Source organism: Halosolutus sp. YCN4, from assembly GCF_059736495.1.
Map to the genome: position 1 here is coordinate 1,159,338 of NZ_JCASSM010000001.1, position 21,846 is coordinate 1,181,183.

General features: G+C 66.9%; 22 protein-coding genes. 13 read left to right on the forward strand and 9 right to left on the reverse strand.

What is annotated here, in order from left to right; translation table 11 throughout:
* Window positions 1–139: 139 nt before the first annotated feature.
* Both AC6I6X_RS05730 and AC6I6X_RS05735 read left to right on the forward strand, forming a co-directional pair.
* Window positions 140–1,894: a 2-oxoacid:acceptor oxidoreductase subunit alpha gene (locus AC6I6X_RS05730; protein ID WP_497929533.1), complete on the forward strand. Its 1,755-nt coding sequence runs from the start codon at window positions 140–142 to the stop codon at window positions 1,892–1,894.
* Complete coding sequence (locus AC6I6X_RS05735; protein WP_497929534.1) at window positions 1,894–2,757, forward strand: 2-oxoacid:ferredoxin oxidoreductase subunit beta; 864 nt, start codon at window positions 1,894–1,896, stop codon at window positions 2,755–2,757. Before AC6I6X_RS05730 ends, AC6I6X_RS05735 begins: the two co-directional genes overlap by 1 nt.
* Window positions 2,758–2,887: 130 nt before the next feature.
* Here the strand turns inward: AC6I6X_RS05735 and AC6I6X_RS05740 are convergent, their stop codons facing one another.
* Window positions 2,888–3,175 (reverse strand): hypothetical protein, encoded by a 288-nt coding sequence (locus AC6I6X_RS05740; protein WP_497929535.1) that lies wholly within the window; start codon window positions 3,173–3,175, stop codon window positions 2,888–2,890.
* A 16-nt stretch (window positions 3,176–3,191) separates the two neighbouring features.
* Window positions 3,192–3,728, reverse strand: a complete 537-nt coding sequence (locus AC6I6X_RS05745; protein ID WP_497929537.1) for a DoxX family protein — start codon at window positions 3,726–3,728, stop codon at window positions 3,192–3,194.
* 473 nt (window positions 3,729–4,201) lie between these two features.
* On the opposite strand from AC6I6X_RS05745, the gene AC6I6X_RS05750 reads away from it, so the two are divergent.
* Window positions 4,202–4,573, forward strand: a complete 372-nt coding sequence (locus AC6I6X_RS05750) for a helix-turn-helix domain-containing protein (protein ID WP_497929538.1) — start codon at window positions 4,202–4,204, stop codon at window positions 4,571–4,573.
* Window positions 4,574–4,600: 27 nt separating this feature from the next.
* Here the strand turns inward: AC6I6X_RS05750 and AC6I6X_RS05755 are convergent, their stop codons facing one another.
* On the reverse strand, window positions 4,601–5,224 hold the full coding sequence (locus AC6I6X_RS05755; RefSeq protein ID WP_497929539.1) for a helix-turn-helix domain-containing protein: 624 nt from the start codon (window positions 5,222–5,224) through the stop codon (window positions 4,601–4,603).
* A gap of 167 nt (window positions 5,225–5,391) precedes the next feature.
* On the opposite strand from AC6I6X_RS05755, the gene AC6I6X_RS05760 reads away from it, so the two are divergent.
* From AC6I6X_RS05760 to AC6I6X_RS05785, 6 genes are all read left to right on the forward strand, one after another.
* Window positions 5,392–6,426, forward strand: coding sequence for a P-loop NTPase (locus tag AC6I6X_RS05760; RefSeq protein ID WP_497929540.1), 1,035 nt, complete (start codon window positions 5,392–5,394; stop codon window positions 6,424–6,426).
* A gap of 92 nt (window positions 6,427–6,518) precedes the next feature.
* Window positions 6,519–7,295, forward strand: a complete 777-nt coding sequence (locus AC6I6X_RS05765) for an electron transfer flavoprotein subunit beta/FixA family protein (protein ID WP_497929541.1) — start codon at window positions 6,519–6,521, stop codon at window positions 7,293–7,295.
* Window positions 7,292–8,329 carry an electron transfer flavoprotein subunit alpha/FixB family protein gene (locus AC6I6X_RS05770; RefSeq protein WP_497929542.1) on the forward strand — a complete coding sequence of 346 codons (1,038 nt, stop codon included), beginning with the start codon at window positions 7,292–7,294 and terminating at the stop codon, window positions 8,327–8,329. The genes AC6I6X_RS05765 and AC6I6X_RS05770 overlap by 4 nt, the downstream gene beginning before the upstream one ends.
* The gene (locus AC6I6X_RS05775; RefSeq protein ID WP_497929543.1) at window positions 8,326–9,681 is read left to right on the forward strand and encodes an FAD-dependent oxidoreductase; all 1,356 of its coding nucleotides are present in this window, start codon (window positions 8,326–8,328) and stop codon (window positions 9,679–9,681) included. The genes AC6I6X_RS05770 and AC6I6X_RS05775 overlap by 4 nt, the downstream gene beginning before the upstream one ends.
* 1 nt (window position 9,682) lies before the next feature.
* Window positions 9,683–9,994, forward strand: a complete 312-nt coding sequence (locus AC6I6X_RS05780) for a ferredoxin family protein (RefSeq protein WP_497929544.1) — start codon at window positions 9,683–9,685, stop codon at window positions 9,992–9,994.
* 174 nt (window positions 9,995–10,168) lie between these two features.
* Complete coding sequence (locus tag AC6I6X_RS05785) at window positions 10,169–10,402, forward strand: hypothetical protein (RefSeq protein WP_497929545.1); 234 nt, start codon at window positions 10,169–10,171, stop codon at window positions 10,400–10,402.
* Between the two features lie 120 nt (window positions 10,403–10,522).
* On the opposite strand, the gene AC6I6X_RS05790 is transcribed toward AC6I6X_RS05785, so the two are convergent.
* Window positions 10,523–11,185, reverse strand: coding sequence for a DUF6517 family protein (locus AC6I6X_RS05790; RefSeq protein ID WP_497929546.1), 663 nt, complete (start codon window positions 11,183–11,185; stop codon window positions 10,523–10,525).
* A 195-nt stretch (window positions 11,186–11,380) separates the two neighbouring features.
* On the opposite strand from AC6I6X_RS05790, the gene AC6I6X_RS05795 reads away from it, so the two are divergent.
* Window positions 11,381–12,502 carry a pyridoxal phosphate-dependent aminotransferase gene (locus tag AC6I6X_RS05795; protein ID WP_497929547.1) on the forward strand — a complete coding sequence of 374 codons (1,122 nt, stop codon included), beginning with the start codon at window positions 11,381–11,383 and terminating at the stop codon, window positions 12,500–12,502.
* A 141-nt stretch (window positions 12,503–12,643) separates the two neighbouring features.
* On the opposite strand, the gene AC6I6X_RS05800 is transcribed toward AC6I6X_RS05795, so the two are convergent.
* Complete coding sequence (locus tag AC6I6X_RS05800; protein ID WP_497929548.1) at window positions 12,644–13,621, reverse strand: DMT family transporter; 978 nt, start codon at window positions 13,619–13,621, stop codon at window positions 12,644–12,646.
* A gap of 244 nt (window positions 13,622–13,865) precedes the next feature.
* Between AC6I6X_RS05800 and AC6I6X_RS05805 the strand changes: the two genes are divergently transcribed.
* Window positions 13,866–14,672 carry a helix-turn-helix transcriptional regulator gene (locus AC6I6X_RS05805; protein WP_497929549.1) on the forward strand — a complete coding sequence of 269 codons (807 nt, stop codon included), beginning with the start codon at window positions 13,866–13,868 and terminating at the stop codon, window positions 14,670–14,672.
* 538 nt (window positions 14,673–15,210) lie between these two features.
* Here the strand turns inward: AC6I6X_RS05805 and AC6I6X_RS05810 are convergent.
* The gene (locus tag AC6I6X_RS05810; protein ID WP_497929650.1) at window positions 15,211–16,218 is read right to left on the reverse strand and encodes a TIGR04024 family LLM class F420-dependent oxidoreductase; all 1,008 of its coding nucleotides are present in this window, start codon (window positions 16,216–16,218) and stop codon (window positions 15,211–15,213) included.
* A gap of 176 nt (window positions 16,219–16,394) precedes the next feature.
* On the opposite strand from AC6I6X_RS05810, the gene AC6I6X_RS05815 reads away from it, so the two are divergent.
* Window positions 16,395–17,744, forward strand: a complete 1,350-nt coding sequence (locus AC6I6X_RS05815; RefSeq protein ID WP_497929550.1) for a sulfatase family protein — start codon at window positions 16,395–16,397, stop codon at window positions 17,742–17,744.
* Window positions 17,745–17,757: 13 nt separating this feature from the next.
* Here AC6I6X_RS05815 and AC6I6X_RS05820 read toward each other — a convergent pair whose 3' ends face one another.
* On the reverse strand, window positions 17,758–18,081 hold the full coding sequence (locus AC6I6X_RS05820) for a DsrE family protein (protein WP_497929551.1): 324 nt from the start codon (window positions 18,079–18,081) through the stop codon (window positions 17,758–17,760).
* A gap of 93 nt (window positions 18,082–18,174) precedes the next feature.
* A complete protein-coding gene (locus tag AC6I6X_RS05825) occupies window positions 18,175–18,471 on the reverse strand; it encodes a DUF8152 family protein (protein ID WP_497929552.1) in 297 nt (98 codons plus the stop codon).
* Window positions 18,472–18,640: 169 nt separating this feature from the next.
* Between AC6I6X_RS05825 and AC6I6X_RS05830 the strand changes: the two genes are divergently transcribed.
* Window positions 18,641–20,086 carry an FAD-binding oxidoreductase gene (locus AC6I6X_RS05830; RefSeq protein WP_497929553.1) on the forward strand — a complete coding sequence of 482 codons (1,446 nt, stop codon included), beginning with the start codon at window positions 18,641–18,643 and terminating at the stop codon, window positions 20,084–20,086.
* Window positions 20,087–20,116: 30 nt separating this feature from the next.
* Here the strand turns inward: AC6I6X_RS05830 and AC6I6X_RS05835 are convergent, their stop codons facing one another.
* Complete coding sequence (locus AC6I6X_RS05835; RefSeq protein ID WP_497929554.1) at window positions 20,117–21,808, reverse strand: thiamine pyrophosphate-binding protein; 1,692 nt, start codon at window positions 21,806–21,808, stop codon at window positions 20,117–20,119.
* Between the last annotated feature and the right edge of the window lie 38 nt (window positions 21,809–21,846).

The window sequence follows — 21,846 nt, forward strand, 5'->3', positions numbered from 1 at the left end:
CGCCAGGAGCGTCAAAAGGGATTCCGTTCGATCCGAGCGGAGTTTTTCGGCGGCGAGTGAACATATCCGCCGCTAATGCGGTCGTGAGGCTGGGGTTTCAGAAGCCTTTTCATAGGTGGCGGGCAAGTTTCGCCCTAACATGGCTGAGGATCTCAACTGGGCGATCGGAGGCGAAGCCGGGGATGGAATCGACTCCACCGGAAAAATCTTTGCCCAGGCACTTTCCAGAGCCGGACGGCACGTATTCACGTCGAAAGACTTCGCGTCGCGAATCCGTGGGGGGTACACGGCGTACAAGATCCGGACCGCGGTCGACGACGTCCAGAGCGTCGTCGATCGACTGGACATTCTCGTCGCGCTGACACAGCGAACGATCGACGAGAACCTGGACGAACTCCACGAGGGAAGCGCCATCATCTACGACGGCGAACGCTCGTGGGAGGCCGAGATTCCCGACGAGATGACGGCCGTCGACGTCCCCCTGAAGTCGCTCGCCGAGGAGGCCGGCGGGGCGATCATGCGCAACATCGTCGCGCTCGGCGCCGCGTGTGAGATCACCGGCTTCGACGTCGAATACCTCGACGAGTCCCTCGAGAAGCGCTTCGGCGGCAAGGGATCGAAGATCGTCGAGAACAACAAGGAAGCGGCGCGCCTCGGCCAGGAGCACGTCCAGGAGAACTACGACCTGGACCACCTCGGATACAGTCTCGAGACGACCGACGAGGACTACATCCTGCTGAACGGCAACGAAGCGATCGGCATGGGTGCGATCGCCGCCGGCTGTCGGTTCTACGCGGGCTACCCGATCACGCCCGCGACGTCGATCATGGAGTACCTGACGGGCCGGATCGAGGACTACGGCGGCCACGTCGTCCAGGCCGAGGACGAACTGTCGGCGATCAACATGGCGCTCGGGGCCGCCCGCGGCGGTGCCCGATCGATGACCGCGACGTCCGGGGCCGGGATCGACCTCATGACCGAGACCTTCGGCCTTGTCGCGACCAGCGAGACGCCGCTGGTCATCACCGACGTCCAGCGCTCCGGTCCCTCGACCGGGATGCCGACGAAACAGGAGCAGGGCGACCTCAACATGGCCCTGTACGGCGGCCACGGCGAGGTGCCGCGGTTCGTCGTCGCGCCGACGTCGATCACCGAGTGCTTCTGGAAGACGATCGAGGCGTTCAACCTCGCCGAGAAGTACCAGACGCCAGTGTTCCTCGTCTCCGACCTCGCGATGTCGGTCACCGAGCAGACGTTCCCGCCCGAGGCGTTCGACATGGACGAGGTCGAGATCGATCGCGGCAAACTCGTCGACGAGGACGAGGTCGACGAGTGGCTCGACGCCCAGGGCCGGTTCCGTGCCCACGCCGTCACCGACGACGGCGTCAGCCCGCGTGCCATCCCCGGCGCGACCGACGGCGCTCACATGAGCACGGGGCTCGAACACGACGAACTCGGTCGCCGGACCGAAGACGAGGACGAGCGCGTCCAGCAGGTCGACAAGCGCAGTCGGAAGGTCGAGACGGCCAAGGAACAGGAAGACTGGGACTACCGCGAGTTCGGCGACCCCGACGCCGACAACCTCGTCATCTCGTGGGGCTCGAACGAGGGCGCGCTCGTCGAGGCGCTCGAGTACCTCGAGGAGGACGGCATCGACGTCCGCGTGCTCTCGGTCCCCTACATCTTCCCGCGTCCCGACCTGAGCGACGAGATCGAGGCCGCCGACGAGACGATCGTCGTCGAGTGTAACGCGACCGGCCAGTTCGCCGACGTGATCGAACACGACGTGCTTACCCGCGTGAAGCGCATCAACAAGTACACGGGCGTTCGCTTCAAGGCGGACGAACTCGCCGAAGAGATTACCCAGAAACTCACCGAGGAGGTGCCCGCATAATGAGCTCCGACGTCAGATTCACCGACTTCAAGTCCGACAAACAGCCAACGTGGTGTCCCGGCTGCGGCGACTTCGGGACGATGAACGGCATGATGAAAGCACTCGCGAACACCGGCAACGATCCCGACAACACCTTCGTGGTGGCCGGGATCGGCTGTTCCGGCAAGATCGGGACCTACATGCACAGCTACGCCCTCCACGGGGTCCACGGCCGTGCGCTCCCGGTCGGCACCGGCGTCAAGATGGCCCGACCCGACATCGAGGTCATGGTCGCCGGCGGGGACGGCGACGGCTACTCGATCGGCGCCGGCCACTTCGTCCACGCCGTCCGCCGGAACGTCGACATGACCTACGTCGTCATGGACAACCGCATCTACGGGCTGACCAAGGGCCAGGCCTCGCCGACCTCGCGATCGGACTTCGAGACCTCGACGACCCCCGAGGGGCCGAAACAGCCCCCGGTCAACCCGCTCGCGCTCGCGCTCGCCTCCGGAGCCAGCTTCATCGCCCAGTCGTTCGCCTCCGACGCCCTCCGCCACCAGGAGATCGTTCAGGAAGCGATCGAGCACGACGGCTTCGGCTTCGTCAACGTCTTCAGCCCCTGCGTCACGTTCAACGACGTCGACACCTACGACTACTTCCGCGACACCCTCGTCGACCTCGAGGAGGAGGGCCACGACCCGACCGACTACGAGGCCGCGAAGGAAGTCATCCTCGACGGCGAGAAGGAGTTCCAGGGCGTGATGTACAAGGACGAGAGTTCGGTCCCGTACCACGAACAGCACGGCGTCACCGAGAACATGTCCGAGATTCCGGACGGCGCGCCCGACGACGCGATGGACCTCGTCCGCGAGTTCTACTGAAAGCGTCCGTCCACGATTTTTGCCGACGCCTCGCTTGTGAGATCGTGTCCGTTCTGCCTGCGTCCCCGTCGAGCGGCGCTACTGTGCGCGAGACCTGGGGCGGGCGATCCGGATGACCGACGTCCCGCGGTCAGTCGGCCACGGGAGTTCCCTGCGTGTCGGTGACGTTGACGGCGGGAGGGCGCGTCAGTTTGTATCCCGCGTAGCCCAGCCAGATCAGCAGCCCGAGCGCGATGAGGGCCGCCCGGAGATTCGGCGAGACGACGGGCGTCGCGACGATCGCGCCTTCCTCCTCGACGGGCACGTGCGGTGCGTTCGCGATGACGTTCACGAACCCGAGAACGATGGTCCCGAGCAGGACCAGGCCGCCCCCGAGCAGCATGGCGATGCGATCGGCCGTCGTGGTGGTGTCTGTCATTCGTGGTCACCTCGTGTTAGCCCAGCAGGTAGCGTAGCCATGGGCGATTCGTCACGGCGTCAGTTCGTTCGAGATAGGCGTCGATCCCCCAGACGCGGCCGGCGGCGAAGACGATGATCGTCAGGAACAACAGCAGCCCCATCAGGTCGCCGTTGACGAACCCGTGGCCCCAGTCAGCGTTCCCGAAGTAGAAAAAGCCCATCAGGAGCGCGCCGTTGGCGGCGGCCAGTCGGGTCAGACAGCCCAGGATGAGCCCGAGCCCGATCGCGAGTTCGCCCCACGGGACCAGGAGGTTCGGAACGATCACCGCGTTCGTCGCGAACCACGCGGTGATCGGGTGGACGATCGTTCCCTCGGTTCCGAACAGGAGCCACCCCTCGGCGTCGTAGAGAAGGCCGTGTTCGACGATTTTTCCGAGCCCGGACGACAGGAACCACCACCCCGTGATCAGCCGCAGGAAGACCAGCCAGTAGCTGGCCCAGGGGCCGTCGAGCCCGTACGATACCTCCCGCCCGAACAGCCGGGTGTCCATCCGTAGCGTGTTCGTAGACATGATCATCACCTCGCACGTGAAGCTGCGACCGGGAGCGAAAACGATCCATCGCTACATATTGCAGGCGTTCATACGGCGCGGATCGATCGCCGCAACGAGCGTCCCCCGGTCGATCGAGCGTGACGCGTACGCGGGGTCGAACCGGGGTCGGTTCGATTCGAGGGCGATCGCCGAGAACGAGAACGATCGTCGATGTCAGTCGACTCGCCCTGCGACCTCCCCGAGTGATATAAACGACTGTATTATTCAGCCGGAGGGCCACGACGAACGCGGACGAAGTGTTCGTATGAACGATTACGTGGCCATCACTCCGACGGCGCACCGTCCGGAGCGCTCTCGTGCGGCCCTCGGTCGATCGATCCCACGGGCGATCGGTGCGCGCCGCGAGAAGCGCACGCTTCCGTCCGGCGGGGTCCACGAGACGGGGAACCGGATCGACCCACGACCGTCGGCCACGAGGAGGTGCGATCGCCATGACTGACCGGGACGACGTCGACCGACTGCGCCTCTCGATACTCGCCACGGAAATCGAGCCGATCCAGCAGGTCCTGACCTGCATCGACGACGTCGGTCCGGCGGTCCGGTTAGAGTCGATGTCGATCGAGTCGCCGGGACAGTCGAGCGTCGAGATCGATACCGACGAAATCACGCCGAAGCAGTGGGAGGCGCTCGTCCTGGCGTTCGAGCGAGGGTATTACGATCGGCCGCGGACCGTCGAACTCGAAGCGCTCGCGGACGAGCTCTCGATATCGAAGTCGGCCGTCTCCCAGCGGCTCCGGGGTGCGGAAGCCACGCTCATCGAATCGATCGTGAGGGAGAGTCGGCCCGCGATGGCGGATCAGTGAGCCCGACAGCGGGGTCGACTGCGTCGGTCAGTCCGTCACGAACGACCGTATCAGCGTGAGTTCCACGGCGTTGAGTCGCTGGGAGACGGCCGACTTCGAGACGCCGAGGCGATCGGCCAGTTCGGAGAGCGTCGCCGTTCGCGGCCGATCGTAGTAGCCGAGTTCGACCGCGAGTTCGACGGCTTCGCGCTGTTTGGCCGTGACGTCCGTCGCGTCGATTTCGAGGGTGGCGTCCCCGTCGTCCGCTCCGTGTGCGAGTCGCTGGAGTCGAACGGTCGCACCGGTCTCCTCGAGCGCGGAGATGATCCGGCTGAGCAACGGCCGGTTCTCGACGACCAGCGAAATCACGAGTGAGCCGTCGGTCACCGCTTCGACGTCGAACACGCAGTCGAACTGGCTGATCGCGCCGCAGACGCAGTCGCCCGTCGTGGCTGAGGACACGTAGGATCGCTCACAGGATCCGTCGTCGATCACCGTGATCTCGCTGTGACAGCGGCCACCACCGGAGACGCTCCGGGTGACCGCCGCCGCGTTCGGGGCCGCCGAAACGACCGGGCAGTTGACGTTCGGGCCAGGGTCGACCTCGAGCCTCGCCCGGAGCATCGGCGTTTCCGGACCCCCAGTCGATGACTGGACGGACGTGGCGGGCATACGAAGTGCTGGTCTCGCCGGGGCCGTATAAGCGGCGGCCGGTTCTTGCCGAGTGGGGATGACCTGTACGTGTTTATCTACAGGATCAGTGTCCGGGAACTGGACCCGCGGTTTTGGGGCCAGCGTCTCCATCGCTCCCGTATGGGATAGCGGTCCCGGGTGAGACCATGATACCGGAAGATCAGCTATGGGATCGGCTCCGCGCGGTCGACGATCCGGAACTGGGCGTCGACATCGTTTCGCTTGGACTCGTGACGGATGTCCAGGTTGAGGAGGACGTCGCAGTCGTCTCCCTCGCGTTCAACGCGCCGCTGTCGCCGGCGGAGTGGACGATGTGCGACGAGATCCGTGCGCTCTGTCGCGGCGTCGGACTCGAGCCACGACTGTACGCCGATAGCGACGGCCAGCGAGACTCCCTCCCGAGCGTCAGGAACGCGATCGCGATCGGCACGACCGACCCCGACGCCGGAACGGGGCTCGTGACCGCGAACCTGACGATGGGCCTCGCGTCGCTCGGCGCTCGCGTCGGCGTGCTGGACTGCCGACTCGACGGGGACGGCGAGACGTGGGTCGAGACGGCCGATCCGCCGGACCTCTCGGCCGATCCGATCGTCCCCTCGATCGTCCGGGAGGTTCCGGTCGTCCGCCTCGGCCCGGCGATCCCGGCCGGCGACGACCCGCCGGCCGGGGCGACCGTCTTCGAACTCATCTTCCCGCCCGTCCTGGAGGCACTCGAGTGGGGGCCGCTGGATTACCTGCTGGTGGCGCTCCCGGCGGGGACCGGGCGGATTCCGCAGGTCGTCGTCGAAGCAATGGCGATCGACGGGACGATCGCCGTCGCGTCGGCCGACGCGGAGCGGGCGGCCGTTCGAACGACGATCGAGGCGTTCGAGACCCTCGAGACGTCTCTGCTGGGCGTACTGGAGACCGTCGCCGATCGATCGAGCGGACGCCGCGTCCGGACGGATGGACACGAGTGGGAGGGCTGTCGGTCCGGATCAGGGGTCCCGACGCTCGGACTCGTCCCGTGCGATCGGAGCACGCTCGCCAGACCGGCGGAACCGCCCAGGTTCGGTGACCACGACCCGGTGAGTGCGAGCGGGGCGGACGGCGCGCCGTTCCGTCGACTCGCCGTATCGGTCGCGGACCGCGTCGGGGCGGTCAACCGCCGAGCCGTCGCTCGTGGGCAACTCGCCATATAAGTACACGCACCCGTGAAGGGGGTTCCCACACGACTGGAACTGCCGTAGTAGACCTCACGATTCGGGGACCTACGTTCGCACGTGGTGATACAATGACATGGACGATCGTCGTCGGGATCAAACAGGTACCCGACGCGGACGAGGTCGGCATCGATCCCGACACGGGCCGGCTCGACAGGGCGAGCGCGCCCGCGGTCATGAACGGGCCCGATCGGCACGCGCTCGAGGCGGCCCTGCGGATCCGGGACGTGGCCGGCGGCGAGGTGATCGCGATGACGATGGGACCGCCGAACGCGACGAGCATCCTCGAGGAGGCCGTCGCGATGGGGTGTGACGACGCGGTCCTGATCTCCGATCGGGCGTTCGCGGGCAGCGACACGTGGCCGACGAGCCTCACGCTGGCGCGGGCGGCCGAGGAACTCGGGGCCGACGTGGTCGTCGCCGGCGAGGAGACCACGGACTCCTCGACCGGACAGGTCCCGCCGGGGATCGCGGCGCACAACGGCTGGGCGCAGTTGACCTACGCGGAGGCGGTCGATCCCCGGCCCGAGGACGACAGGCTCGTCGCCAGGCGCGACGTCGAGGGCGGGTACGAACTCGTCGCCGCCGAGTTGCCGGTCGTCGTCGCCGTCGCGTTCGGCGAGTTCGATCCCCGACCGGCCCCGCTGCATCGCAAGATCTACGGCGAGAACGACTTCGAGCCGACCGTCTGGGACGCCGAGGACCTCGGGATCAAAGACGAGGTCGGTCTCGACGTCTCCCCGACGTCCGTCGGTCGGATGGAGACGGTCGATCCGGTCGAGCGGAAGACCGAGGTGGTCGACGACGTCGACGACCTCGCCGCGGCCATCACGGAGGTGAGGGCATGACCGACGACGGTCCCGCGATCGATCCGGACGAGTACGAGGACGTCTGGGTGTTCGTCGAGGAACACGGCGGCGACGTGATGCCCGTCTCCTGGGAACTGCTCGCGGAGGCGAAGGCGCTCGCCGAGACGACCGGCGACGACCTGGTCGCGCTGACGATCGGCGAAGACCTCGACGACGTGGCCGAAGCGGCGCTGGCCCGTGGCGCCGATCGGGTCCTGGTCGCCGACGATCCGGTCTTCGAGCCGTATCGCGCCGATCCGTACGGCGAACAGTTCCGCGCGATGGTCGAAGCCCGCAAGCCCTCGATCGTCCTGATCGGCGGCACGCACACGGGTCGGGACTTCGCGGGTCGGGTCGCCGTCCCCGCTCACGCCGGCCTCACCGCCGACGTCACCGAGATCGACGTCGACGACGAGGGGGTCCTGCAGGCCCGTCGACCGGCGTTCGGCGGCGACATCCTGGCGACGATCCTCTGCGAAGAGCACCGGCCGCAGATGGCGACGATTCGGCCGGGGGTCTTCGAGGGGGCCGAACCGGATCCCGATCGGGTCGACAGCGACGCCGGCGAGATCGTCGCGGTCGAGGTCGTCGTCGACGAGGACGACGCTATCAGCGAGGTCCTCGAACGGGAGGTCGGCGAAACCGCCGACATCACGGAGGCCGATCGGATCGTGGCGGTCGGCCACGGCGTCGAGGGCGACCTCGACCCGGCGCGGGAACTGGCCGAGGCCATAGACGCCGAACTCGCGGCGAGTCGCGCCGCGGTCGACGAGGGCTGGATCGACGGCGCGCGACAGGTCGGCCAGACGGGCAAGACCGTTCGGCCCGACCTGTACGTCGCAGTCGGGATCAGCGGCGCGATCCAGCACGTCGAGGGGATGAACAAGAGCGACACCGTCGTCGCGATCAACGACGATCCGAACGCACCGATCTTCGACCACGCCGACTACGGCATCGTGGGCGATCTCTTCGAGGTCTGTCCCGCGCTGGTCGAGCGACTCGAATCCGAGTCGATCGGGGAGGTGGTACAATGAGTCCTGCACTCGAAACCGACACGCCGGACGAACCGAACTACGACGACGCCTTCGACGCGATCGTCGTCGGGGCCGGTCTCGCGGGCAGCGCCGCGGCCCTAACGATGGCCGATCGCGGCCTCGAGGTACTCGTGATCGAGCGCGGTTCGTCGCCGGGCGCGAAGAACGTCTTCGGCGGCGTCCTGTACACCCCGACGATCCGCGAACTGACCGACTTCGAGGACGCCCCGCTGGAGCGGTACGTCGCGGAACGGCGGTTCAGCATGTTGAGCGACGAGGACGAGACCGCCGTCTCCCTTCGCCCCGGCGAGTGGCACCGGGAACCCCACAACGACTCCTACACCGTCTTGCGCGGCGAGTTCGACGAGTGGTTCGCCGAACAGGCCGTCGACGCGGGAGCGACGCTGGTGACCGAAACGACCGTCACCGGCCTCGTCCGGGAACGGGGACGCGTCGTGGGCGTCGAGACCGATCGGCCCGACGGAACGATCAGGGCACCCTACGTCGTCCTCGCGGAGGGCGGTAACTCGCTGGTCAGCGAGGGGGCGAATCTCAAGGAAACCGAGCGCCGGGAGAACGTCGCCGTCGCGGCCAAGGAGGTGCTCGAGTTCCCCGAACGCGACGGAGTCATCGAGGACCGGTTCCGTCTGGTCGACGACGCGGGGGCCGCCTACCACTACTTCGGCGAGGGAGCGGTCGGCGACGCCTTCGGCGGCGGCTTCGTCTACACCAACGAGGACACGGTCAGCGTCGGCGTCGCCTACCGCATCGAGGACGCCGTCGTTGCCGACCAGTCGCCCGAGGAGACGCTGAACGCGTTCAAGAGCCACCCCGCCGTCGCGCCGCTGGTGCGAAACGCCCGGACCGTCGAGTACAGCGCCAAGACCATCCCCGAGGGCGGCGCGGAGCGCATCCCAGACCTCGTCCACGACGGCGCGGCGATCGTCGGCGACGCCGCCGGCCTGGTGCTCAACAACGGCGTCCACCTCGAGGGGACGAACATGGCCGTCGAGAGCGGCTACCACGCCGGCAACGCGATCGCTCGCGCGGCCGATCGGGATCGCACGGACGCCGACGCCCTGCGGGCCTATCCCGACGCGCTCGAAGAGTCGTTCGTCGTGACGAATCTGGAGCACTACGCCTGGATGATGAACGCGGTCGAAGAGGACCGCGACCTGCTGTTCGAGGACCTGCCGCGCGCGTTCGCCGACGCCGGCACGGAGTACTTCCGGATCGATCGCGACCCGAAGGAGGTCCACGCCGAGAACGCGAAACGGACCGTGCTCGACGCGCTCGGCGGCTGGTCCGGGGCCGCGAAACTGGCCTTCAGATATCGAAAGATGGTGACCTGAGATGAGTGTCCAACCCAAGACGCCCGACGTGACCAACGACTCGATGGAGGATCGCCTCTACACCGTCAAGTACGACGATCCCGGCGACTCCCATCTCGACGTGAAGGTGCCGGACATCTGCGCCGACTGCGAGACGAACGACTGCGTGAAGGTCTGCCCCGCGAACGTCTGGCGCGAGGGCGACGACGGCGTCCCCCACATCGCCTACGAGAACTGCCTCGAGTGCTCGAGCTGTCGGTTCGCCTGCCCGTACGACAACGTCGTCTGGGAGTATCCCGAGACCGGGAGCGGCGTGACGTTCAAACACGGGTGACGGATGCCTCGCGCCCGCGGCGGGCACGATCGGCGCGGAGCGGCAGGACGACCGGGCCCGTACCGAACCACCGCGGATATAAAGGTCCCTGTACCGGTCCACCCACGTCCCAACCCGCTGGGAACTGAATCGGCGTTTCTTGAGTGTGAACGACAACCGTACACGTGGAGGACCATGATCGATCCGCACACCGACCACGACGACACGACCGGAATCACGACCAGCGAAGAAGCCGCCGTACTCGCGTACGACACGTTGACCGACGCAGGCTGCGAGTCAGTCGTCACGTCGCTGCCCCACCGCACGCGATCGACATGGATCGTGCCCGCGACGAGCGAGTCCGGGGCGTGGCGAGTCCACATCGATCCCCGATCGGGAGCGACGCGCGTCGTCCGGAGCGAGGGGTAACTGTCGATCGGGTCGGTCGGTGTCGAGTGCGGTGCTCCCGGCGTGAGAGCGGCGAGTACCGCCGGGCAGATTATTCTACAGGGGTACGCCGACGATCGAACGAGTCGAAGCCGGTCTCCGTCAGTCCTCGGCCGGGTGTTCGACCGATTTCATCAGGTTGTCGATCGTCGATCCCTCGTCGTCGAACAGCGTGGGGTAGCTACCCAGCACCAGCAGGATGTCGCCCTCGTGATCGAACGTCGCCATCCTGAGTTCGACCTCGACGCGCTCACCGTGGAACTCGGTCTCGCCGCGGAAGACGTCGACGTCGCGCGTCCCGTCGAGTACCTCCAGCGTGTACGTCTCCTCGTGTTCGATCTCCTCGACCTGCCCGTGTTCGCCGTCCGTCTGGTCGAGAAACTCGTCGAGGAGTTCCTCGTTCGTCATGTCGTCGATCGGGTTGATCGATCGGCCGGCGACCTCCATAGCCGGGATCGAGATCGCCGCGAACAGGCTCGCCTCTCGCTCTACGTCCTGGTATGCCATCGCCTTCGTGTACGACGAGAGCCAGACTGTCGCGTGGACTTCCCGTTCGACGCCCGCCTCGACGCTCTCCTCGATGGTCTCTTTCTCGACCGCTCGTTCCTCGTACTCGGTGTCCTCGATCGCCGACGCGGTCGGTGCGGCCCGGTCCGCGTGAAATTCGAGCGGTTCGTTCCCCTGCACGAAGTCGAGGCACCCGGCAGTCGCTGCGAGGCCGAGAGCGCCCCCCGAAGCGAGAAACGTGCGTCGAGATGTCGTCATCAGATCGGGAATGCGCGACCCTAAATATAATAGTTGTGGCCTATCCGTCCACACGACGGACGGGACGGTCCTGCGAGAGCGTCGATCGGAATCGCCGGCGGAACGACGAACGGGATGGGCGGCGCGATCGACTCCGACGGACTGCCGGCCACCGGTACATCAAGAGTTATCGGGGTTCACGTCACCCGTCTAGGCATGACGGAATTTGCAGCCCGGGTCGAACAGGTGTCGATCAGCGGTATCCGGGAGGTCTTCGAGGCCGCAGGCGAGGACGCGATCAACCTCGGCATCGGCCAACCGGACTTTCCCACGCCCGAACACGCCCGCCGCGGGGCGATCGAGGCGATCGAAAACGAACTGACCGACGCCTACACCTCGAACAAGGGGACCCGATCGCTCCGGGAGGCGATCGCCGAGAAGTACGACCGCGACTACGACCTGGCGATCGATCCCGGGGACGTCATCGCCACCTCGGGCGGGAGCGAGGCGCTGCACCTCGTGCTCGAGGCCCACGTCGACGTGGGCCAGGAAGTGATCTTCCCCGACCCCGGGTTCGTCTCCTACGACGCCCTGACCCGGATCGCAGGCGGGACGCCCAGGCCGGTCGGTCTCCGCGAGGATCTCACCCTCGATCCGGCGACCGTCGAGGAAGCCATCACCGAGGACACCGCGGCGTTCGTCGTCAACAGCCCCGCCAACCCGACCGGAGCCGTCCAGAGCGAGGCCGACATGCGCGAGTTCGCGCGCATCGCCGACGAACACGACGTGCTCTGTCTCTCCGACGAGGTCTACGAGCACATCGTCTTCGAGGGCGAGCACCACTCGCCGTACGAGTTCGCCCGGACGGACAACGTCGTCGTCGTCAGCGCCTGCTCGAAGACCTACTCGATGACCGGGTGGCGACTCGGCTGGGTGCTCGGATCGAACCGGCGGATCGAACGCATGCTCCGGGTCCACCAGTACGCCCAGGCCTGTGCCTCCGCGCCGGCACAGTACGCCGCCGAGGCGGCGCTGACGGGACCACAGGACCCCGTCGAGGAGATGGTCGAGGCCTTCGAACGGCGACGCGACGTCGTCCTCGACGGACTCGAGGACGCCGGCCTCGAGGTGCCGAAACCGGAAGGGGCGTTCTACGTCATGCCGAAGGTGCCCGAGGGCTGGTGTGACGCGGTGCTCGATCGGGACGTCGTCGTCGTTCCCGGCGACGCCTTCGGCGCGAACGGCGAGGGGTACGCCCGCCTCTCGTACGCGACGGGGATGGAGGAACTGAAAGCGGCCCTCGAGATCATCGACGACGCGACGCGAGCGGTTCGGTAGGGTCGCGATCGCAGGGCTCACTCGATTCGGGTCGTCCTGGCGTCGCCGGTTCCCGCGATCGGGACGGCGGAATCGAGTGCTCTCCGGGCGGACGTCGATTGAGAGGGGCTGGCGTGCGTATCGATCCGATCCCCTCGACGTTCAGTCCGACCTGAATCCGCGCGGTTCCTCCTGCGGGGCCCCCTCTTTGATCGCGGCCGGCCCCGAAGCCACGTCCGGAAGCCGCGATCGGACGTCGATCGATTCGCTGCCGAGTACCGCGAATCCGGCGAAGATCGTCAGGAAGCCGACCACCGCGAGCGGGGCGATCGACTCGCCCAGCAGGGCCCAGCCACCGACCGTCGAGACGGCCGGGACGACGTAGAAGACGAGATTCGATCGGATCGCGCCGGCCGCGTCGAGGAGGGCGAAGTAAGCGATGTACGCGAGCACGCCCGCGACGATGGCGACGTAGCCGAGCGAGAGGACGGCCGCCGGCGTCCACGCGATCGACGCCGTCGATTCGCCGGCCCCCCAGGCGAAGCCGTGGGTGAGCACGGCCGCGAGGGGCAGGCCCCACGCGATGCGGACCGTACTGGAGAGCGTCGCGTCGGCCCGGCGGATGAGCACGGCCCCGATCGCGGCGCTGACCGCACCAGCGAACAGGATCGCCTTACCGAGGGCGTCGCCGCCGGCCAGGGACGCGGGATCGGGACTGACCACGAGCGCGACGCCGAGGAGGCCGAGGCCGATCCCGATCGCGCCGCGGGCCGAGAGCCGTTCGTCAGAGAGGAGGACGGCCGCGAACACCGGCGTCAGGATGGGGTTGAGACTGAAGACGATCGCGGCGACGGCACTTGTGGCGTACTGCTGGCCGACGAACAGCAGGGCGTTCGTCAGGCCGATCACGAGGACACCGGTCGCGAGAATGCCCGTCACGTCGCCCCGGGTCGACGGAAGCAGGTCCGCCCGGTCGGACGTGGCGAGAACGTAGGTAAGCAGGACGACGGCCGCGATGTCGAACCGGAGCGCGACGAACAGCAGGGGCGGAAAGTACGCCAGGCCGGCCTTCGCGGCGACGAACGTCCCGCCGAAGAACAGGCTCGACAGGGCGAAAAACAGGATCGTCCGACGGTTCACTGGCGGGCCAACACCTCCGGGAGCGAACGCGCCCACGATCCGTTCGCGTGGACGTTCGTTCGACGTTCGTGAGTCATTGTTACGAGATACGAGGGGATGACGCCACATAAGTTAATTCAGAAAATATTTCGCGGGAAGAAATGTCTGCTCCCCGTGCCGGGATTTCTCCCGTCGCTGCCCGTTCACGGAGTGAAAGGTTTTCACTACTCGAAAGCGCTTTTTCCCGTCGGCGAGACGGGTCGCTATGGACGAGGTTCTCGAAGAAATCGAGTTTCTCGCGCTGTCGGAGAACCGAATCGACGTGTTGAACGCGGTCTGTGACGGGCCCCGGACGCGACGGGAACTCGAGGAGATCACGGGCGCGTCACAGCCGACCCTCGGCCGGGTGCTCCGGGACTTCGACGATCGGAACTGGATCGGTCGGGGCGGCGACGGGTACGAGGCGACTGCGACCGGCCGTCTCGTCGCCGACGGGATCACCGACCTCTACGAAATCCTCGAGACGGAGTTGAAACTCCGCGACATCGTCGCGTGGCTCCCGACCGAGGCGATGGCCTTCGATCTCCGCCGGCTCCGGGACGCGACGATCGTGGTGCCGAGCCAGACGCGACCGAGCGCCCCCGTCCGGCGGGTGACCGACCTCGTCGGGCGCGCCGATCGGGTCCGCGTCGTCTCCCACGCGTTCAACGAGCGCATGATCGAGGTCGTCCGCGAGCACGCGGTCGAGGAGGACGGAACCTTCGTCGGCGTCCTGTCGGCGAGCGCGATCGACGCCGTTGCCGAGGACGCGGCGTTGCGACGGCCGCTCCGGGACCTCGTCGAGACGGAAAACGCGGAGATCCGGATCTACGACGGCGAGATTCCGTTCGCCGTGTCCATCGCCGACGACGTGGTGAACATGCTCGTCCGCGACGAGGCCGGCATGCTGCAGGCGTCGCTCGAGACCGACGACGAGACGGTCCGGGACTGGGCGCTCGACCTGCACGAGGAGTACCGGGACGACGCGCGGCCGCTCGACGCGAGCGATCTCGAAGTCGATCGGAGCCGCTGAACGTCGATGGTCGCCCGATCGCAGGACGGGAGCGGGGTTCGGAGCGAGCGAGAATCGCGGACAGTGCGATCGGTGTGGTGCTGTTGAAAATCCTATAAGTTGACACAAACAGCGTGCTGGGTACAAAGCGCGAAGTACTGTGGATAAATTCCACGTAACGTCGTCATGTGGTGTGCTGTCTGGGTTCGCAGGTACTCAAAAAATCAGTTATCGCAGGAATTATTTCTCTCATTATTACATTGGTTATAACATATGTTGCTTCTCTGATCTGGCCGACACCGTCGAAACTGTTTATTGCTGTCGGATTAGCCTCGTTCTTTTCAGCGTTCGGTGGCGCGTGCGGCGCACACAGGGGATATCGTGATCGAAATTAAGAGGATAGCACACATCGTGAATACCCCACTATCCTGGAGTTGTCACCGTGCGGGGTAGAACCGCTGCGTTCAGCACGGCTTCGAAAAACCGTCATAGATTGAATACTTCAACAGAACCGTCGGCGGGTAACTCGTGTCAGTTAGTACGATAGCGACGGCGCTGGCTACGCCAGGTCGGCGAGCGCCTCCATCGTCGTCTGCTTGTCCGCCTCGGTCATCCCGTCGACGAACCCGACGCGAACGGCGTCGACCCCGTCGGTCGCGGCGTACGCTTCGACCCACTCGCGAACGTCGTCGGGCGTCCCGGCCGGCGCGAGTTCGTCGAGGACCTCGTCGGGCAGCCGCGCGGCCATCTCCTCGGTGTCCCGGTCCTGCCAGGCCTCCCGGATATCCGCGACGACGTCGGGATACCCCTGTTCGGCGACCGAATCGCCGTAGTATGGCCCGTAGGCTCCGAGCATGAACGCGATCGTTCCGCGGGCCAGTTCGCGGGCGCGTTCGCGGTCCTCGGCGGCGATTCCGCGCACGATCGGGCTCACCCGCAGGTCCGAGAGCCCCTTGCCGGCGAGTTCGGCACCGCGCTCCAGATCCTCCAGTCGATCCGCGAGGCCGTCTTTCGTGAACATCTGGGGTGCCCAGCCGTCGCCGAACCGGCCCGCCATCTCGGTGGCTTTCGGGCCGAGCGTCCCGAGGTCGATCGGCGGCGGGGAGTCGGGAAGCTCGCGCTCGTAGTTCAGCCCCTGGATCTCGAAGATCTCGCCCTCGTAGGCCGGGGTCCCGTCCTCGTAGACCGACCGGATCACCTCGATCGCCTCCCGCGTGCGCCGCAGGGGCCGATCGAAGTCCTCGCCGTGCCAGCGCTCGGTGATCGCCGGCGAACTCGGGCCGAGTCCCAGCCGGAACCGGCCGTCGGCGGCGTCGTGCAGCGTCAGCGCGGTCTGGGCCAGCATCGCCGGCGATCGGCCGAACGGCGAGATGACGTCGTTCGAGACGCCGAGATCGTCGGTGCGATCCGCGACGAGCGTGAGCGGCGGGACGATGTTCCAGCCCGTCGTCTCGCCCATCGAGATGCGATCGAAGCCCAGGTCCTCGGCCTGGACGGCCCGATCGGCGACGTCCTGGGGCCGATCGTAGTCGTTGAGTCGGACCAGCAGGTCGAGGTCGGCGTTCACGCGACTCCCCTCCGCGGCGGTCGGTTCCGATCTGTCATCATCGTTCATCGTGTGGTGAATCGTCTTAAAACCGGAGGGAGCGGTGACGGTCGATCGGAGGCGACGGGGATGGCCCCCGGGTATCGGTACGTCGGCACTCCAACACTTATCCGATCGGTCATGGTAGCGACGTACTCATGGACGGTTCGCGACCGAACGTACTCCTGATCCACTGTCACGACCTCGGCCGGCACCTCGGCTGTTACGGGGTCGACGTCGAGACGCCGGCGATCGACGCGCTGGCGGCCGACGGCGTCCTCTTCGAGAACCACTTCGCGACGGCACCCCAGTGTTCGCCGAGTCGCGGGAGTCTCATGACCGGCCGCTATCCCCACGTGAACGGGCTGATGGGGCTCGCACACACGCACTGGGAGTTCCACGACGACGAGCGGATCCTCCCACACTACCTCGGCGACACCGGCTACGAGACCCACCTGTTCGGCCTGCAACACGTCACGCAGGACACCGACGAACTGGGGTACGATCACATCCACTCCGAGGGGAACCTGTTTCCCGGGGTGTCGCCGTCGGTCCACCAGACGAACCGGGCGCGGGCCGTCTCGACCGTCGTCTCGTCGTTTCTCGACCGAGGCGGATACGAGGAGCCGTTTTTCGCGTCGATCGGGTTCTTCGAGTGCCACCGGGTCGAGGAGGAGAACGGCCGGTTCGGCTTCGACGCCGACCGCTACGACACCGACGACCCCGACGAGGTCCGGCCGCTCACGTACCTTCCGGATCGACGGGGAATCAGACAGGACCTGGCGGAGATGCACGGGATGGTCGCCGCGATCGACGACGGCGTCGAGACGGTCCTCGCGGCGCTCGAGGACGCCGGACTCGCCGACGAGACGATCGTGCTCTTTACGACGGAACACGGCATCGCGTTCCCGCTCGCGAAGGGGAGCTGTTACGACCCCGGGATCGAGGCGGCGTTGCTCGTTCGCTATCCCGGGGTCGCGGACGGCGGGCGACGGTACGACGAACTCCTGAGCAACGTCGACGTGCTCCCGACGCTGCTGGACGCGCTCGGGGTCGGCGTCCCGGACGACCTCGACGGGCGGAGTTTCCTGCCGCTGCTGACGGACGAGGAGTACGAGCCGCACGATCGGATCTTCGCCGAGATGACCTGGCACGACCTGTACAACCCGGTCCGGGCGATCCGGACGGACCAGTACAAGTACGTCCGGAACTTCTGGGATCTGCCGGCGGTCTACCTCTCGAAGGACATCTTCGCGAGCGAAGCCGGACGCGAGGTCCGCGAAACCTACGGCATTCCGCCACGGCCGTACGAGGAACTGTACGACCTCGAGAACGCGCCACAGGAGGACGAGAACGTGGCGTTCGAGCCGCGATACCAGGACGTCCGCCGCGACCTCTCGCGACGGCTCTACGAGTGGATGGACGAGACCGACGATCCGCTCCTCGACGGGCCGGTACCGCCCGGGAACTACGAGGCGATCGAGTCCTGGCCGCACGAGTCGGCGTAGCGAGAAGCGACGTTCAGCCGATCGTCAGGACCTCGTCCGCCTCCTCGACGATCGAGAGCAGGTCACCCATCGTCCCGCGCGGTCTGAGGTCGTCGGCCGAGAGGTCCCGTGAATCGAGGCACGTGCCGCAGGCGACCAGTTCGCCCCCGTTCTGGGTGTACTTCAGCATCACGCCGTGGGGATTGAACTTCTCGTGGTCGAGGTCGGGCGCGTCGACCCCGTCGCCGAGCAGGAACGTCTCGACCGCGTGGTCGGCGTCGAGCGCGGTGTTCGCCAGCCTGAACGCGTTCCAGACGCGCTCCGGATCGTTCGTCTCGAGGACGATTCCGAGCTTCATAGTTACGCGTACGACTGCCCGGTAGTTGAACGATGGTGCCGATTCCCGGGGGTCGAGACTGGATCCGTGAACCGATCGGGGTTCGCCGGACGCTCACTCCGTGAGGATCGTCTCGCACAGTTCGCGGGCCGTAGCGACGCGTGCCGCCTCGTCGTGTGTCGGGTCGTCGGCTTCGGCGAAGAGGTGCTGGACCTGCCGAACCCGCTCTTTCGTCGTCTCGGCACCGAGGTCGCTCGTCACCGCGTCGCGAGCCACCGCTTCGGCCTCGCCGAGCCAGCGGTTCGTCGTTCGCTCGATCGGCAACTCGGCGGTCGCCGCGAGGTGGTCGTGGAGTTCGCGGACCCGCTCGTCGAGCAGTTCGTCGGGTTGATCTCGGGGGGTCTCGGTCACGCGTGACCGAACGACGGTCAACGACGTGACCCTTGTCCCGCCGATCGGTCGATTCGAACGCCGAGCGAACTGATCGAGATCGGCCGGCGGGGAACGAACCGATGGGGATCGAATCGATAGGATCGAACCGGTGGGAAACGTTGATAGGAGACCTGACCGACGTTCACGTATGACACACGACTGTTCGTTCCTCGAGGACCTCGACCTCGGAGACGACCAGGTCTCGTTCGCGGAGGGGCGCAGGGACGCACACGCGGCCGACTGGGGGGCCGAACAACAGGGCCGGGGCGTCGTTCCGGACGCCGTCGTCTACCCCGAATCCACGGCCGACGTGGCGGCGGTCCTCGCGGCGGCGACCGATCGAGAGGTCCCGGTCACGCCCTACGCAGCGGGGACGGGACTGGAGGGCAACGCCGTGCCGGCCCACGGCGGGATCAGCCTCGACCTCACCCGGATGGACGACGTCGTCGACTACCGGCCCGAGGACTTCCAGATCGACGTCGGCCCGGGGATCATCGGCGCGGACGTCGAGGAGTACGTCGCCGAGGACGGCCTCTTCTTCCCGCCGCTGCCGTCGTCGGGCGACATCTCGACGATCGGCGGGATGATCGCGACCGACGCCAGCGGGATGAAGACCGTCAGGTACGGAGAGATCGCAGACTGGGTACTCGGCCTCGAGGCGGTGCTCGCGGACGGGACGGTGATCGAGACGGGATCGCGGGCGATCAAGACCTCGAGCGGCTACAACCTGACCGACCTCTTCGTCGGCAGCGAGGGGACGCTGGCGGTCGTGACGCGGGCGACGCTCCAACTCGCGGGCCGGCCCCAGCAGATCCGCGGCGGCCGGGCCATCTTCGAGACGCTGGACGACGCGGCCGAGGCCGTCTTCGACGCGGTCCGGACGGACGTCGACGTGGCCCGGATCGAACTCGTCGACGGGGTGAGCGCGCGGATGGCGAACGAGTACCTCGGAACCGACCTGCCCGACGCGCCGATGGTCTTCCTCGAGTTCCACGCCAACCACGGGATCGAGGAGGAGATCGACCTCTGTCGGGTCATCTTCGAGGACCACGACGTCGCCCGCTTCGAGATGAGCGACGACGACGCCGAGATGGAATCGCTCTGGCGGGCCCGTCGGGAACTGGCTTACGCCGTCGCGTCGTACGATCCCGACCTCGAACCGCTCCACCCCGGCGACGTCACGGTTCCGATCAGCGCCTACCCGGAGATCGTTCACGAGACCAAACGTCTCGCCGAGGAGTACGACCTGATCGCACCCTGTTTCGGCCACGCTGGCGACGGGAACCTCCACTACAGCGTGCTCGTCGATCCGGACGACGAGGCGATGGTCGATCGCGGCGAGCGACTGTACAGTGAAATCGTCGATCGGGCGATCGACCTCGGCGGGACGGCGACCGGCGAACACGGCATCGGCCACGGCAAACGCGAGTATCTCGAGGCTGAACACGGGGCCGGGGCAGTCGAGACGATGCGCCGACTCAAGCACGCACTCGATCCGACCGACACGCTCAACCCGGGGAAAATCTTCCCGGAAACGATCGACGGCGAGCGGGTACGGGCGCCCGAGATCGACGACCGAGCGTCGATCGAGTAGCGGCCCGCGCCCTCGAAACGGGCGTCCGACTCAGTCGTGGACCAGCACGTCGAGCACGTTCGGGCCGTCGGTCGCGAGCGCGTCCTCGAGTGCGCCCTCGATCCCGTCGGGCGTCTCGACGAGTTCCGCGCGTGCGCCGTGGCTCTCGGCGTTTTGCACGACGTCGACCGGCGGCTCGAAGTCCATCCCGACGAACTCGTAGTCGTCCTCTTCGCCGCCGAGGATGTCGAGCGTGTTGTCCTTCAGGATCCGGTAGTTACGGTTGTCCGGGATGACGACCGTGAGATCGAGGTCGTAGCGGGCCGCGCTGTAGATCGCGTGGGGGTAGTAGAGGTACGAGCCGTCGCCGACGAAGCCGATCACGTCGCGCGGATCGTCCCGCTGGGCCTCGGCGACGGCCGCCCCGATCGACGCGGGCAGGCCGTAGCCCAGACCGCCGCCCTTGTTCGAGATGTACTGTTCCGGGGCGAGGTCCCACCGGGTCAACATGGCGTACTTCGAGGTGACACCCTCGTCGACGATGTAGGCGTCGCCGGCGACCCGTTCCATCGCGTCGACCAGTTGTGCTTTCGAGGCCCGCGGATCGTCCGGGGCCTCGTCCTCGCCAATCTGTTCCATCCTGGCCTCGACCATCTCCTTGATCGCACTGACGTGCTCGAGACGCTCGTCGACGACGTCGTCGGAGAGTCGCTCGTCGACGCGCTCGATCAGCCCCCGCATGGCGAGGCCGGGATCGCCGACGATCGCCGCGTCCGCGGGCTGGTTCTTGCCGATCTGCCAGGCGTCGTCGCCGACGTGGATGCAGGTCGTGTCGGGATCGACCAGCGCCTCCTCGTGGCGAGTCAGCGTCGTGTTCGTCGAACAGCCCACGAACGCGAGGGTGTCGCTGTCCATCAGCATCGAGGCGAGATCCTCGTCCGGCGGGATGTAGGACACCCACTGGTCGTGATCCGTCGGGTAATCGACCTCGCAGGCCAGGATCTCGCCGTGGACGCGAGCCCCGGTCGACTCGGCGAGTTCGACTGCGGCCGCGACCGCGTCCTCGCCCGATCGGGCCACGCCGTCGCCGACGACCAGGACCGGATTGTCGGCCTCGGCCAGCAGGTCCGCGGCCCGATCGAGCTGTGCCGGATCGCCGCTCCCGGCGTTCGGAATCGCGCCGAGTCGTTCCGGCTCGGCGTCGGTTTCGGCCAGCATGACGTCCAGCGGCAGGCCGAGAAAGACGGGGCCGGTCGGCGGCGTCATCGCGACCCGGAACGCCCGTCGGAGCATCGTCGGCAACGCGGAGACGTCCAGCACCTCGTCGGACCACTTGCAGAACTGGTCGGCCATGTCGACGAGATCCCCGCTCAGGATCGGCTCCTCGTGGCGGAAGTCGGTGCTGTGGTTCCCCGCTGTGACGACCAGCGGCGCGCCGGCGATCTTGGCGGCGTAGAGGTTTCCGAGCCCGTGGGCGAGGCCGGGCGCGATGTGGAGGTTCGCGACGCCGACGGGCGCGATCGACTCGACGTGGTGGGAGTGGTACCGGCGGGTCTGGGCGTACCCCGCGGCCATCCCGACCGCGACGTCCTCGTGGAGGCCGAGCACGTACTCGACGTCGCTCTCTCCGATCGCGTCCACGACCGGGAGTTCGGTCGTTCCGGGATTCCCGAAGAGGTAGTCTACGCCGTAGGATTCGAGCGCGTCAACGAAGAGATCCGCACCGGTGACGGTGTCTGTCATGGTTGCTGGTGCCACTGGGCACAACATGAAACTGTGTG

Coding starts and splice junctions, on each gene's coding strand:
- AC6I6X_RS05730 (WP_497929533.1), top strand. CDS start 140: ATGGCTGAGGATCTCAACTGGGCGATCGGAGGCGAAGCCGGGGATGGA.
- AC6I6X_RS05735 (WP_497929534.1), top strand. CDS start 1,894: ATGAGCTCCGACGTCAGATTCACCGACTTCAAGTCCGACAAACAGCCA.
- AC6I6X_RS05740 (WP_497929535.1), bottom strand. CDS start 3,175: ATGACAGACACCACCACGACGGCCGATCGCATCGCCATGCTGCTCGGG.
- AC6I6X_RS05745 (WP_497929537.1), bottom strand. CDS start 3,728: ATGTCTACGAACACGCTACGGATGGACACCCGGCTGTTCGGGCGGGAG.
- AC6I6X_RS05750 (WP_497929538.1), top strand. CDS start 4,202: ATGACTGACCGGGACGACGTCGACCGACTGCGCCTCTCGATACTCGCC.
- AC6I6X_RS05755 (WP_497929539.1), bottom strand. CDS start 5,224: ATGCCCGCCACGTCCGTCCAGTCATCGACTGGGGGTCCGGAAACGCCG.
- AC6I6X_RS05760 (WP_497929540.1), top strand. CDS start 5,392: ATGATACCGGAAGATCAGCTATGGGATCGGCTCCGCGCGGTCGACGAT.
- AC6I6X_RS05765 (WP_497929541.1), top strand. CDS start 6,519: ATGACATGGACGATCGTCGTCGGGATCAAACAGGTACCCGACGCGGAC.
- AC6I6X_RS05770 (WP_497929542.1), top strand. CDS start 7,292: ATGACCGACGACGGTCCCGCGATCGATCCGGACGAGTACGAGGACGTC.
- AC6I6X_RS05775 (WP_497929543.1), top strand. CDS start 8,326: ATGAGTCCTGCACTCGAAACCGACACGCCGGACGAACCGAACTACGAC.
- AC6I6X_RS05780 (WP_497929544.1), top strand. CDS start 9,683: ATGAGTGTCCAACCCAAGACGCCCGACGTGACCAACGACTCGATGGAG.
- AC6I6X_RS05785 (WP_497929545.1), top strand. CDS start 10,169: ATGATCGATCCGCACACCGACCACGACGACACGACCGGAATCACGACC.
- AC6I6X_RS05790 (WP_497929546.1), bottom strand. CDS start 11,185: ATGACGACATCTCGACGCACGTTTCTCGCTTCGGGGGGCGCTCTCGGC.
- AC6I6X_RS05795 (WP_497929547.1), top strand. CDS start 11,381: ATGACGGAATTTGCAGCCCGGGTCGAACAGGTGTCGATCAGCGGTATC.
- AC6I6X_RS05805 (WP_497929549.1), top strand. CDS start 13,866: ATGGACGAGGTTCTCGAAGAAATCGAGTTTCTCGCGCTGTCGGAGAAC.
- AC6I6X_RS05815 (WP_497929550.1), top strand. CDS start 16,395: ATGGACGGTTCGCGACCGAACGTACTCCTGATCCACTGTCACGACCTC.
- AC6I6X_RS05820 (WP_497929551.1), bottom strand. CDS start 18,081: ATGAAGCTCGGAATCGTCCTCGAGACGAACGATCCGGAGCGCGTCTGG.
- AC6I6X_RS05830 (WP_497929553.1), top strand. CDS start 18,641: ATGACACACGACTGTTCGTTCCTCGAGGACCTCGACCTCGGAGACGAC.
- AC6I6X_RS05835 (WP_497929554.1), bottom strand. CDS start 21,808: ATGACAGACACCGTCACCGGTGCGGATCTCTTCGTTGACGCGCTCGAA.